Source organism: Burkholderia sp. NFPP32, assembly GCF_900119325.1.
In the GTDB taxonomy this organism is placed as follows: Bacteria; Pseudomonadota; Gammaproteobacteria; order Burkholderiales; family Burkholderiaceae; genus Burkholderia; species Burkholderia pyrrocinia_C.
In genome coordinates this window covers 196,008-211,139 of sequence record NZ_FPJP01000004.1, presented here as the reverse complement: position 1 = coordinate 211,139, position 15,132 = coordinate 196,008, and the positions used below count along the sequence as shown (strand labels likewise).

Sequence of the window (15,132 nt, the reverse complement as noted above, 5' to 3'; positions counted from 1 at the left end):
CGGCCGCTGGGTACGGCGATCGGCACGCGCAGCGGATGACGTCTTCAGCATAACAGCGCGCCGACGAATTGACCAAGTCGCGTAGACGCGCCGTTCCTGTCTCGAAATCAAGCGAATAATCCACGAATCGTACATTTCAGATTGGTTCGGATTCGTACGAACGGGTGACTATTCGTGCCTCTGAGGCGGGCGGATCGTCATTGCACGGAAAGAAAAAGGCGACGTTGAATGCAGAACCAAATTTAGTTAAACGTCCTATTTTTGCGATAAAGAAAGCGAAGTCGATAAAGCCGCCGATGGAATCACGCGGACGCGAAAATCATTAAACAACTATCGAATTGCCCGGACAACCTGTTCACGGCGCGCCTGTTTTCCGGCAGCGCGACATTCAAATCACGAACGGAATCGAGGGGCACATGGTAGCGATCGTCACGGGTAACGGGTTGGGTTTGCAGTCGTCGTCTGCATTGGGTCTCGGCGCGCGCGGCCAGCTCGGCGAAGCATCGGCTGGTCAGGCGGGCGAGCGGATCTACGTCAATGCGGCGAACGGCAACCTGATCGTCCAGGATCGCGACCTGATGCTGATCGGGCGCGGTGCCGGCAGCGCGATCCATCGTGCCTACAACAGCCAGGGAACGTTCGCGGCCGACGGCTGGCGCCCGGGCGGCGCGCGCACGGTTGGCGCGCTGTCCGGCAAGCCGAACGAGGCGGGCAGCACGGTCACGCGCACCGACTGGGACGGCTCGACGGTCGTCTACGGTTATGACGCTCAGCGGCGGCTCTATGTCGCGACGAGCGGCGCCGGTGCGCGGGCGACGCTCGCCTACGATGCAGGAACGCGGCAATGGGCCTGGTGGGACGGCGGTAGGCAACTGTCCGAAATTTATGACGCGACGCGTGGCGGTCGCCTGGTCTCGGCGACGGACCGCGACGGCAACAAGGTCGACTATGCATACGACGGCGCGGGCCTGCTGAGTCGCGTGACGACGGCCAGCGGCGAATCGACGTATCTCGACTACACGGCCGGGCGGCTTGCGCGATTGCGCACGGTCTGGATCGACGCGAACGGCGCGCAGCGCACGTCGACTGCGGTGCGCTACGGCTACGATGCGGCCGGCCGCCTCAGCACGGTGACGGTCGATCTGACGCCGGACGACAACAGCATCGCGGACGGCAAGGTGTTCATGACCACCTATCGCTACGACGGCGATAGCGAGCGGGTGGCGTCGATCACGCAATCGGACGGTGCCGAGGTCGGATTCAGCTATGCAATGCTGGGCAGCGAATACCGCGTGACGAGCATCGCACAGCGGGCCGATAGCGGTGTCGCGCGCGTCACGCGCCTTGCCTACGATCTCGACGCGCGCCGGACGACGATCACCGATCCGCTCGGCGCAGCCACCGTGCTCGCATACGACGACGCAGGACGACTCGTCGAGATCGTGCCGCCCGCGGGCGGCACGCAGCGGTTTCATTACGATGCGGCCGGCAACGTCGTGAAAGTCGAGGAGGCGGGCGGCGGCGTCGAATATCGCTACGACGTGCGCGGCAACCGAGTCTGGCAGCGTGACGCTGTCGGGGGCGTGGTCGAGTGGCGCTACGGCGAAAACGACGAACTGCTCGAGCAGGTCACCCGCCCCGGCGGCGGCGAAGCGGCCACGACGACTTATGTTTACGATGCGCGACGCCATCTCCGTTTCGTCGTCGATGCGGAGCGGCGGGTGACCGAATACCGGTACAACGGGTTCGGTCAGCAGGTTTCGGTGCTGACGTATGCCGATGCCGGCTACGTTGGGGCGGGCTTGGGCGAAGCCGACCTGGCTCGCTGGGTCGTGGGCCTGGCCGACAAGAGCAACGGCACCCGCACCGACACCGCATACGACTTTCGTGGCAACGTCGCGAGCGTCACGCGTTACGGCCGGCTGCTGAAGGACGGCACTGGCGATGCTCGCGCGGGGGCGGGCGACGTGACGCAGACGCGCTACGTCTACGATCCGTCCGGCCGCCTGCTGCAGCGCTTCGTCGGCGCGCCGGGCAAGCAGCAGGTCGAGCAGTTTGCGTACGATGGGCTGGGACGGATGCTGTCGGCGCGCCGCTTCGACGGGACGACGACGCTCTATCGCTACGACGACGCTAACCATCAGACAATCGTCACGTTCGGTAACGGGCTCACTCGCACGTCGACCTTCAACGGCGTCGGGGAATTGGTGGCGATCGCCGAGTCGGCAGCGGACGTGCTGCTGTCGCAGGTTGGCTATACCTATGACGCCGCCGGCCGGCTGCGCGCGGAAACCGATGCCGTCGGACACCGCACGCATTATCTGTACGATCCGGCCGGCCGCAAGATCGCGCAGGTCGACGCCGCGGGCGGGCTGACCGAATACGTGTACACGCCCGGGGGACAGGTTGCGCGCACGATTCGGCATGCGACGCCGCTTGCGGCGGGGCAACTGGCGAGCCTTGCGGATATCGGTGGACTCGACGGCACGGCCGCACTCGAGCGCGTGCGCCCGGCCGCCCAGGCGGCCGACCAGAGTGAATGGCGCATCTACGACGGCGCGGGCCGGCTTGCACGCAGCGTGACCGGCGACGGGGCGCTGACCGTGTACCGGTACGACGATGCTGGTCGGCTGCTGCAGACCGTCCAGTATGCGAACCGCATCAGTGTGAGCGGCAACGACCCGTTGTCGGAATCACTGCCGTCCGCTTCGGTGGCCGACCGCAGCACACGCTATTTCTACGACGGAGCCGGCCTGTTGCGTGGGCAACTCGACGCGGAAGGCTATCTGATCGAATACCGGTACGACATGGCGGGCCGGCGCGTCACGACGATCCGCTATGCGACTGCGGTGAACGATGTCGGCCGTGCGGCGACATCGGTCGTCGATTTCCGTCCCGCGGAGAACGGTAACGACATTCGCGAGCAGGCGAGCTACGACGCGCGTGGTCTGCTGCGCACGGAAATCGACGGTGAGGGGCACGCGACCGTCTACGAGTACGACGAGTTCGGCAACGTCGCGCAGCGCGTTCGTACCGAGCGGGCGGACCCGAACGCCGCTCGTGCGCAGCAGACCGTGCGCCTCACGTTCGAGGCAAAGCTGGACAGGCCGAAGCTGACCGGCGCGGTGCTCACGGTTCGGGTCGACGGCAAGGAAGTTGGCAAGGTGGAAGTGACGTCGACGACCGCTCGGCGCTACGCGATCGATATCGCGAATCTCGTACCTGCGAGCGATCATAGCATCGAGTTCATTTTCGGTTCGTTCATGGATGAGGCGACGGTTCAGAACGCGATGTTCGGCGAGCGGCAGTTCGCGCAGCCCGGATCGCGGCCGAACGGTCGGCCGTCGGGCATGCTCCAGAAGAGCCAGAACTACGTGCTTGACGGCGCCGGGACGGAGAAAGCCTGGTTCGACGCGTCGACGAAACAGGAGCGGACCACGTACCGGTACGATGCGATGGGGCGTCTGCTCGAACGGACGACGAGTGCGATGCGCGGCGCATCCGCGACTCGCTATACGTACGACAGCGAAGGACGCCTGACGAGCGAAACGACCGGCGGCCGCACGTTGCGCTACCGATACGACGTTCAGGGCCGGCTGATCGCGCGGCTGTCGGGAGAAGGCAACGAGGCGCTTGCCGCGCTCGGCGGCAAGCCGACTGCCGCGCAGGTCGACGCGGTCTGGCGAAATTGGGGCGAGCACTACACGTACGATGCGGTGGGGCGGCAAACATCGTCGACGGATGCGAACGGTAGTCGCACGACCTACTACTACGATGCGGCCGGACGCGTCACGCATCGGGTCAATGCGCTCGGCGAGGTTGCCGAGCAGCGCTACGATGCGCTCGGCAATCTGACGCAGACCCTTGCCTATGCGAAGCGCATGGGACGCGACGCGATCGGTGAGCTGTCCGGTGGCGTCATGACCGACGCCGTGCGACGGGCGGTCGCGGCGCTCAGCGACGAGCGGGTGTCGCGAGCGACGTTCGGCTACGATCGGGCAGGCCGCGTCGTGCGAAGCGTCGACGCGCAGGCGTTCGCCACGTGGCGAACGTACGACGTCTTCGGGAACGAGATCGCTACGCGCCAGGACCTGTCCTCCGGCGTGCGCTCGACCCGCACGACCGACTATGACCGGCTCGGTCGCGCGGTACGGACGACTGTCGATCCGGGCGGTCTGAATCTCGTCGCGCGCGCGGTCTACGACGCGTTCGGCCGCGAGATCGAATCGACCGACGCAAACGGCATCGTGCGGCGCCGCGAGTATGACCGCAACGGCAATACGGTCATCCTGACCGATGGCCTCGGTCGGCAGAGCCGGATGACTTATGATGCGTTCGGCAACGTGCTGACGCATACCGACCGTACTGGCGCGACGACGCGCTACGCCTATGTGCCGGAGAAGCGCCAACTGACGGTTTCGATGCCCGACGGCATCGAGACCACGACGACCTATGACGAATTCGGCCAGACCATCGCGCTGACCGACGGGCGGGGGCAGACGACGCGCTATGCATACGACGCGGACGGTCGCCTGATCGACACGACGACGCCGACGGGCGTCACCCGGCAGCGCCACGATCGTGCCGGTCAGTTGATTGAGACCGTGGACGGCCGCGGCGTGCGTACTGCCTACGCATACGATGCCGCCGGGCGCGTGCTGATGCGCACGCTCGATCCGGGCGGGCTGAACTTGACGACGCGCTACGAATACGACGCCAAGGGGCAATTGGTTCGAACCACGGAACCGTCGGGAACGGTCGTCGTAACCGAATACGATCTGAACGGCCGCAAGGTCGCCATCGTGACGGATGCCGGCGACGGGCGGCTCAACCTGCGCACCACGTTCGAATACGACGGGGCCGGCAAGGTATTGACGACGACGGACGGCGCGGGCACGCAGGGTGCGCGCACGACGCGCCACGAGTACGACGCAGCGAGCCGCCTCGTCTGCACGGTCGTCGATCCGGACGGCCTCGCGCTCTCGACTTGCTATGACTACGACGGCAACGGCAACGTGAGGCGGCTGGTCGATGCTGCGGGCGGCGTGACGCGCTACGGTTACGACGCGGAAAACCGACGGATCTGCGAGGTCGGCCCGACGGGGGCGATCGTGCTGAGCCGCCTCGACGCGGAAGGGCGCGTGGTCGTGCGCACCGCGTATGCGATTCCGAACGCCGGCTTGCTCGATGCCGTGGGCGGTACGCTGTCGCCCGCGGACCTGGAGGCGCGCGTCGCGGCGTCGCCTGGGCGCGACCGGACAGTTCGTCACATCTACGACGTCAACGGGCGGGTGCGTTACACGCTCGACGCACTCGGCGCGTTGACCGAATTCCGCTACGACGAGAACGGCAACGCTGTGTTCACCGCGCAGCACGGCAGGGTCCTCGACGCAGCACAGCCGCTGACTGAAGCATCGATCACCGCTCAGTTGCGTCGTCTCGGCTTCGACCATGCCCGTGACACGAGTCGTGTGACGCGCACCGTCTACGACGCGGCCAACCGGGCCGTCTTCGTCATCGATCCGCTGGGTTACGTCACGCAGAATCGTTTCGACGCCAACAGCAATCTGGTCGAGCGCATTAGTTTCTGGCGTAGCGGCTGGATAGTGATGGTCGGCTTTACCGAACCAAGCGAAAAGAACATGCTCGACTGGGCGCAAGCCGAGTTGGGGCTCGTGAGCACGCGCGCGACGAACTGGCGTTACGACAACGCCGGCCGGGTGACGGAGAGCATCGACGCGGAAGGCTACCGGACGCGCCACGAATACGACGGCGCGCTGCTGCGGAGAACGATTCGCGACGGCGAGGCAGTCGATCGGAAGCGCGGCATGCCGGTCGGCGTGATCGAGAGGCTGTTGCCCGCGAAGCCTGCGGTTGCCGCGACGGCAGTCACGGAGTATCGGCACGACGGGGCGGGGCGGGTGACCGACGTGATCGATGCGGCAGGCGTCGCGACGCATTACGTACTGGATGCACTGGGCCGCGTCGTGGAAACGATTCGTGCAAACGGCACCGATCGGCAGACGGTGACGCGCACGACCTTCGATGCGGCAGGGCGCATGATCCGGGAAGTCCGGGCATCCGGCACGTCGGCCGCCGCGGCCGTCGACTATCGGTATGACGCGCTCGGCAATCTGGCCGTACGCGTCGATCCGCGCGGCGTCGAGCTGGCGGAAACCGACAGCGACTGGGCGCTCGCGCAGCGCGAGGCGCTCGGCTACGTCGATGCGCAGGGTCGCGCGCTGCCGGCCGCCGCACTGACGGCCGCGCAGCGAGAGGAACTGGCCGGCCGGTATGCGACCCGTTACCGCTACGACGCGGCCGGCAGATTGACGGAGGAAACCGATCCGCTCGGTCATGCGGACCGAACCACGTACGACGCATTTGGCGATGCGGTCGAGCGCGTGACGAAAGGCGTGGCCGCGAAGCTGTTCTACGACGGGCGTGGACGCGTCGTCGCGCAGGTGAATCCGGACGGTGCGGTCATTCAGACCGAATACAGCGCGTCAGGGCAGCCGGTTCGCGTGGCGCGTTTTGCGAAAGGTGCGCTCGACTGGACGGCAATTGCGGAGAGCGGCGATGCGTCGGCGGTGCTGTCCCGGCTGCAAGGCCAGCCCGAGGCCGTGACGCACCTCGAATACGACAAGCTCGACCGGCTGGTGAAATCGACCGACGCCGAAGGCGGGGGCGAGGTTTTCGGGTACAACGGGTTTGGCGAGCGCATCGTCTATCAGAACAAGGTCGGCGCGGTGTTCCAGTACGGCTACGACAACCGCGGCCTGCTGATCTCGGAGACGCTGCCGGTCACGTCGAACGGCCGCATCGTGCAGAACTTTCATCTGTACGATGCGGGCGGTTGCCGCACGGCGACGATCGAGGCAGCGGAATTGCCCGAGCAGCGCACCATGCGTTTCGAATACGACGCACTCGGCCGTCTGATCCGCCAGACGGGGGATGCGGTGGCCGCGCGCGGGGCGTTGGGCGACACGCGCACGATCGAGCCGGTCGAAACTCGCGCATACGATGCGCGCGGCAACCTGATCCGGCAAACCGACGCGAACGGCAACACGATCACCTGGTATTACGATGCCGCGAATCGCCAGACCGCCGAAGTGAGCGCGACAGGCACGCTGACGCAATGGACCTATGACGCGGCGGGCAACCGGATCGTGTCGCGCGTATTTGCCGATGCGGTCGTGCCGACGGCCGGCGCCAAGCCGCCCGCCCCGATCCATGCGGACCGCGTTCGCGAGACCCGTTACCGCTACGACGAGAACAACCGATTGATCGAATCGCGCGTGCTCAACGTGGCCACCGGGTATTTCGATCCGTCGGCGGGCGAAACGCAGCGTGGCGAATACTTCATCACGACGGGCAGCGAGCTCGTTACGCGGTATCGCCATGACGGTGCTGGCCGGCTGATCGAGCAGACCGATCCGGCCGGCAACCGTACGCTCAGCTTCTATGACCGCATGGGCAACAAGATGCTCGAGGTCGACGGCGCCGGCTACGGGACTCGCTGGGAGCGCGACGCAGAGGGGCGCGTGCTGACGGAAACTCGCTTCGCCGCGCGCTATCCCGATCCGATCACGCCGAATCCGGTGCTGGCCGACACGCTTGCGGCGAACTGGCCGACGAGCGCCGACGACCGGATCACGCGCTACGTGTGGGACGGCAACGGACGGCTCGTTAGCGAAACGCGGCAGGGCGTTCAGTATGCGACGGTCGACGCGAACGGGCGGCTCGAGGAACGGAATGCCGATGCGACGACGCGCTACGTCTACGACGCCGAAGGGCACCTGCTGCGCAAGACTGACGCGAACGGGAGCCAGTTCGATTTCACCTACGACGCGCTGGGCCGGCAGACCGGTCAGCTGCTGCCGCAGTTCGTCGATCATCTGAACCGTCAGGTGCGTTCCCGCATTTCGTTCGAATACGACGGTCTGAACCAGGTCGTCAAGGAGACGAAGCACGGCGACGCGGATCAGGTGACGACCTACGTGTACGGCGCAGGCGGGCGGCTTGCGTCGAAGACCAACGCGCTCGGGGTAGTAACGCGATTCGGCTACGATGCGGCCGGCAATACGGTGCTGGTCAGCTTTCTGCGTGCGGATGCGGACGGGCGAAAGCAACTGGATGAGACTGCGATCGGCTACGACGCCGCGCATCGCGAGATATCGCGAATCACGCGTTCGCGCGATCCGGGCGGTGGCACCGTGTTGGCGGGCGGCGTGCTGAGGGAACAGTGCTACAACGCGTTTGGCGAAGTCGTCGGGCGCCGCACGGGCGGCGGCGGGCCGAAAGGCGAGTGGCAGGAGTACGCGGACTACAACAACGCCGGATGGGTCGTGCGCACGAACTTCGGCGACGGCGTGTCGCGGCTGTTCTTGCACGACCGTAACGGCAACGCGACGCTGAAGGTTGAATCGATGGAGACCGATTTGCGCCGCCATGCGATCGAGACCGGCGACGATCTCGTCGGGTTGCTCAAGCGCGCGGACATGATGCAGACATATACGCGGTATGACGCGCGCAATCAGGTGATCCAGGTGCGGCAGCCGAAGACGTCGGGCGGGGCGCCAAGGGTGAGTTTCAGTCCGGTGGATATTCCGATCGATGGGGGGGTGTTTGCGAATACGCAGTTGAGTCTTGGGGGATGGATCGAGAAGCAGAATCGGCCCGTGCCTGGCCCAGTCTATACAGAACCGGCCGAATTGAGCTTGACTACGTCCGGCAGTGCAACGGTCAAGGCCGGCGTGACTTGGGATACCGCGTCGGTCTATGTCCAGATACATAGCCTCAACATCGATCTTCCGGATCTGAAGGGGGTGTACGGCGCGTATCAATACGAGATAGTTGCGAGCTATCACGGACAAGGCGAGCAGTTAGGAACGCACCACACATGGGGAACGGAGCACCTTCCTTATAACGTCCAGAAGACTCAAACGATTTACACGGAAGTCAACCAATCCGGCAGTATCTCTATTCCGATCAAGAGTTACCCTGCGGTCGCCAACGCGAGCGGTGACTTTGCAGCGAAGCCATTGCAATTCGATTACTCGATCGAGATCTACGTCAAGCCGCAAAGCGGTGCTGCCGAGCGTCGCCTGATCGGGACAGTGGAGAAGAGCGCAGTTTTATTCGAGGCGTGGACTGTCAATGGCAACGTCCATACCAAATTGGCTAAACAGGATGCTCTCGACTCTTCGCTGGAACTGCAATCGGTATCTAACCGGTTGACGCTGGCCAATCACAGTCTGCCGCTGGGTGCCCGAGCCATGCTGTACTACCGCCCTGCAGGGGCGAGCGACGCGTTTCGGATGTTGGGCAAGGATTCCAACAGCGAACCCGGGTCGTATACGATCGACGTCGGCGGTTTGCCCGATGGCGACTACGAGATGATCTTTATGGCTGTGTCGGACGGCAGCGACGGACGTGAGCCAAACACGCTGCTGCGCCGTGACGGTTTTAGCGCACACATCGCTCGTGGCGGAAATTCCACGGTTGCTTCTATGCCGATCCCTGGCGATCGAGAAAGCAGCCGAGCGGGCTTCCTGGCGGATGCGTCAGGAAGCTATATCTGGACTTCGCCACATACCCTAAGTCTGTATTCGGCGCGCGATTCCGCGCTGCATCTGGCCGATCATGTCGTCGTGAAAGTGCGCCCGCAAGATGCCGTGACGTGGAACGAGGAGCGGACGATCTTGCGCGATCCGGCTACCGGCGCATTCGCGATCGATCTGTCGAGATACGCACCAGGAAACTGGGATGTGGTATTCGATCTGTACAACGCAGCAGGCCAGAAACTCGATGCAGTGCTGTGTTCGATAGGTTTGCAGGGCGGTAACGGCTCACCGTCGCTCTCCACTAACTACGCCGCCGATCTGAAATCGACGGTTGTGTTCCATGCGCAGCCTGCCGACACCGACTACATCGTGGTGTCCTGGGTGCAGGACGGTGCGACGCACTATTCGCACGTCACCCGATTGGGCAACGGAGAGTTCACTTGGGACGTTCTGGCGGGCGGCTTGATGCCGCAGCCGGGCCAGTCGTACGGTTACGCGATCAAATACACCGCCTACGATGCGGCTGGCGTGCCACTGGCGATGGGGGCCGGCGACATCACCGTTGGAACGTTGGGCAATTCACAGGTCACGTTGACGGGCAGCGCGCGCCCGACCATTTTCGAGTTCACGCCGGTCGGTACGGACGGCAAACCATTGACAAACGCCAACACGATCACGCTGTACTACCGTCAATCCACCGAGAAGGACCATGCATACGATCGTCCGTTTACTGAATTGACGATCACGCGAGATTCACGGGGGCGTTTCTTGTTCGATGCGTCGGCACTGCCAACGCGTACGGAATTCGAGTATCGCTACCTGGCGAAGGACGCCAGCGGTGATGTTCTGACCGAGCGACAGAGCTACTTTTTGACCGGTACGCGCAACAATCCGATTACGAACGTCGATATCGTCGGCGTGATCGAAGAAACCGCGAAGGACATGACGATCGACCGGATGCAGTCGCACAACGCGTTCCGCGAGGTGTCAGCGGAGCGCGATGGGCGCGGCAACTGGACTTATTCGTCCTACAACACGATGGGCCGGCTGACGCTGAAGCGTGAACCGGAGATCAGCGTCACGCTGGCGGATGGCTCGAAGGTCCGTGTCGCGCCGGAAACGCGGTTCCATTATGACCTGACAGGCAACCTCGTCGGCATCAAGGACGCGAACGGCAATCTGTCGACGCACCAATGGAATTACGGATTGGCGCAGCCGGCGGTCGCGCGGTCGTGGGATGTGCTTGGCCACGACAAGCGCTTTGCGTACGACGCGCAGGGCAACCTGCGTGTCCAGTACGACGAGCTGAACCGCCGCACAGATTTCACCTACGATGCGGGCGATCGTCTGATCCGGATCGATCGCCCGGTACTGGCGAACGGTGCGAACGCGGGGCGGCGCAGTGTCGATCGCTACGAATACGATGCAGCCGGCAATCGGATCGCGCACATCGATGCACTGAGCGGGCGTGAGCGAACCTACTATGACACTGAAGGCAGGGTCATCCGGACGGTAAGCGCTGCAGGCCGATCGATGCAGTACGACTATCGCTGGGCGTCGGCGATCGGCACGGCGGGCGGCGGCACGAGCGGCGGCTGGATGAAGACGACGACCGACGCGAACGGCCGGACGATGATCGACGAGACGGATCTGTTCGGTCGGCTGATGAAGCACACGGATCTCGGCGGACGGGTATTCGACTACACGTACAACCTGGCGGGGCTGCTGACGCGCCAACGTGGCACGAGCGGGCAGGACGTGAGCTACGAGTATTACTCGCACGGACTGGTGCGAGCGATCCGTGACCGGGGCACGCAGACCGAGTCGCTGTACGAATACGACGGCGACGGCAACCGGACGGCGGAATTCTTCCGCTCGATCTCCGGCGCGTACGTGTTTGCGCAATCGTACGTCGAATACGACGCGGCGAACCGAGTCACGGCGATTCGGGACAACGCGTACCAGGTGCGCTACGAATACGACGCGGTGGGCAACCGCCGGCGGATGACGGCGGATTACACGGACCTCGTCGGCTACCACAAGAAGACACAGGACTACTGGTACGAATACGACGCATTGAACCGCTTCACGGTGACGATGGGCGTGCTGTCGGACGGTCGGATCGTCGCGGGCGCGAAGGGCGGGGACGGCGTGCAACTTGGCTACAACGCGGCGGGCGAGCGTGTGCTGGCGGTGTACGCGTCGGATGGCCGAACTGAGCGCTACGAGTACGACGCGAACGGGTACCTGACGAACCAGTCGGTCAACGGTGTGGTGGTGCGCGAGCGGGAGAACGACCTGCTGGGCCGGGTGACGGGCTACACGGCATACACGGCGGACCGCTCGAAGCGGACGGAGCAGGTCACGCGGCAGTATGACGCGGACGGGCTGCAGACGAGCGAACGGGACGTGCTGGAAGGGGCGACGACACGCTATATGCGGATGTCGGACGGCACGCTGGAGCGCACGGAGCGGCGTCCGGACAAGGGCGACGGCACGACCGTGACGACGGCGTACAGCTACGAGTGGTGGGACGGGGCGAAGCAGAAGACGGCGGTGTCGCAAGGCTCGAACCCGAATGCGCCGGGGTGGAAGCCGGCATCGAGCTACTACAACTACGACGTGAACGGGAACCTGAAGTCGGTGTACGACGACGGGGGCGGCCAACGGGGCAAGGCGCGCGCGTTCAGCTACTGGACGGATCTGCGCGGGCAGGTGCAGCGGCGTGACGAACTGGTGGGGGTGTCGATTGCCCCGCACGGGGCGATCACGGGTGCGCAAGGGGACCGCAAGCACAACTACTACTACCTGAATGGCCACCGGGTGGGGAACGTCGGCAATGACGGAGTCGAGAAGGTCGACTACGTGCAGGAACTGGCGGGGAAGCTGGGCAAGGGCAAGGAGAGCCAGTACCGGGTGACGACGCCGGTGAGCGTGGCGGACTTCGACGAGAACTACATGCGCATCGACGGAACGTATCCGGGGGCGAGCCCCGGGACGTGGACGGTGCGCGAAGGGGAGACGCTGAAGTCGATCGCGTCGGCGCTGTGGGGGGACGAGACGCTGTGGTACGTGCTGGCGGACGCGAACGGGTTGAAGAGCACGGACGAGCTGAAGGCAGGGCAGGCGCTGACGGTGCCGAACAAGGTGACGAACGTGCACAACACGGCGAGCACGTTCAAACCGTACGACCCGGGCCAGGCGATTGGGGATACGCAGCCGACGCTGCCGGACCCACCGCCACCGCCGAGTCGGGGAGGCGGGTGCGGCGGGTTCCTGCCGGTGATCGCGATCGTGGTGGCGGTGGTCGTATCGGTGGTGACGTATGGAACGACATCGCCATATATGGCTTCGCTGGCGGGCTCGGTGGGATTGACCGGCGGTGCTGCGTCGACGGCCGCGGCGGTGGGCGCGGGGGCGGTGGCAGGTACGGCGGGTTCGATGGCGAGCCAGGGCGTGATGATCGCGGGTGGGGCCCAGCAGGGGTTGGACTGGAAGGGCGTGGCGCTGGGGGCGATGGGTGGGGCGATTGCCGGAGGGGGGACGAGCGCGATGCCGGCCGGGTCGTTCGGCACGGCCGCAGCGCAGGGTGCCGCGCGCTCGGTGGCGACGCAGGGCATTGGTCTGGCGACCGGGTTGCAGGATCGTTTCGACTGGAAGGGCGTGGCGGCGAGCGCGATTGCGTCGGGAGTGGGGTACGCGGCGAATCAGGCGATTGGTCAACTGCAATACGGAGATACGTGGGAAGGGATTGCGCCGCCGGCGCTGCGGGCGGACAAGTTCAACATGGCGGTGCGTGGAGTGGGCACCGGGATGGCGGCCGGGGCGGTGAGTACGGTGGTGCGTGGTGGAAGCTTGGGGCAAAATGTTGGGGCGATCACGATGGATGCGATCGCGTCTACTATTGGCAATATGGTGGTGGACCAGATCCAAGGTGCATCGGTTGGAAAAAGCAACGCGACGCCGATGCACCCCGATGACGCTCGATTCCTGGGTGCGCTGACCGGTGCAATTGAGGCGTACAGCAATACGCCGAATCCGTATACAGGGGCTCAGTTTGCTGGGCCCGGTGCACTGCCACTTGATGCAATAAATGTGACGGCATCGGGTTCGACAAGCGGTCTCGGCGCACTGTACGGAACGGGTTACGACGGTGCGTTTGCGGCTTGGTCGGACGATACCCGGTTGAATCTGAACGATGCGGCGTTTCGGTCGGCGATGAGCGAAACGGGTGCTGGCATCAGGCTCGCGCAAACTGACGGTGGCTTCTGGCGTGGACTTGCGGGTGAGACGCGCAACCTGTTCGAGACGCCTGCTCCGTTGTCGGAAAAGATTGGAGCGGGCGTACGGGCGGTGGGCGAGTTCATCGCCGATCCGCTGATCGAACTTGGCAATCAATATCGAGATGTGTACTCCGCAGCGAGCGGGGCGACGGGCGGTTGGCGCAGTGCCTTTGCGCAGCAGGTGTCGGATGGTAGCTACGGTGGAGCCGCACTGACTGAGTTGGGCATGGCGGCCGGAGCGGCACCGATGGCCGGAGCAGCGCTGAGAGGGATCGGCTTGGCCGCGCCTGCGGCAGTTGAGACCTTCGGGCCGACGATTAACCGCGCGATGAGCCGCTACATGACGCGTAGCGGCATGCAGCTGAATGTCGTAGAAACAGGGTCATCCGGGACAGGCAGAGCTGGCTTGGTTGATCTGTCATTTGGCGATGTTACTCCCGGTTTCTATCGTGCAGATCCGGCGAAGATTCGGTTTACGCAGTCGGACGCCAGTCCATTCTTCTCGAAGGGCGGTACTATTGACAGCCTAGTTTCAGACCTTCGGTCCGGTAAGGTTACCGCAGACCAAGTCGGCAATCCGCTTCAGGTTGTGATGCACGAGGGCCTTCCATTCTCAATCGACAATCGTCGTCTTGTTGCGTTCAACTTAGCAGGGGTGAGGGACGTTCCGATCCAGATTGTGACTTTAGATAACCCGGCCGTGGCTGCACGTTTCTTCGATCGATTTGATCCGATTGGAGGAGTCGGGAAGAATATCGTTATTGCTCCGAGTTCTGCGCGAACACCGGCTCAACTGCTGCTTAGGGATTCGGGATTGATTAAGGGGGTTCAGCTTGGGTACTGATGCAAAAGAGGTTCTTGCTCCGCAAGACTTCGCGGCTTGGCCGATTTGGCGTTACGACGATGAAGATGATCTCTATCATCCGGTAACGAGCGCTGACCAACTTCCTGAATCGGAGCGAGCGTTGTCTATTCGTGCGAACTTCAGAACGCCAGACGGCCGATTGTTCGCTGGCTATGTTGTGGGTATTGAGCGGGTCTTCTCCTTCGGTTTGTTTGGCGGAGACCGTGTATTTCATGTCAACATGAATCTACCTGATCTCTCGGCTAAGCAACTGAATGCGTTCCTCCAGGTGCAGTCGAGTGAGTCTGGCCAGACATTCGAATCACTGTTCCCATTGACGTACACTTCTTCGATCAACGAACAGCCGTTCGTGGACTTCAGCGGTCAGTTTGACGGTCTTCCAACGGCGAAACATTAGACGAGTTCGTAGCACAAACGC

Annotated in this window: 2 protein-coding genes; both read left to right on the top strand. The window is 64.0% G+C overall.

Annotated elements, in window-relative coordinates; translation table 11 throughout:
• The first annotated feature begins 416 nt into the window (after positions 1-416).
• Complete coding sequence (locus tag BT264_RS10270) at positions 417-14,693, top strand: LysM peptidoglycan-binding domain-containing protein (RefSeq protein WP_083533974.1); 14,277 nt, start codon at positions 417-419, stop codon at positions 14,691-14,693.
• Positions 14,683-15,111 carry a hypothetical protein gene (locus BT264_RS38040; RefSeq protein WP_143155692.1) on the top strand — a complete coding sequence of 143 codons (429 nt, stop codon included), beginning with the start codon at positions 14,683-14,685 and terminating at the stop codon, positions 15,109-15,111. The genes BT264_RS10270 and BT264_RS38040 overlap by 11 nt, the downstream gene beginning before the upstream one ends.
• The last annotated feature ends 21 nt before the right edge of the window (positions 15,112-15,132 follow it).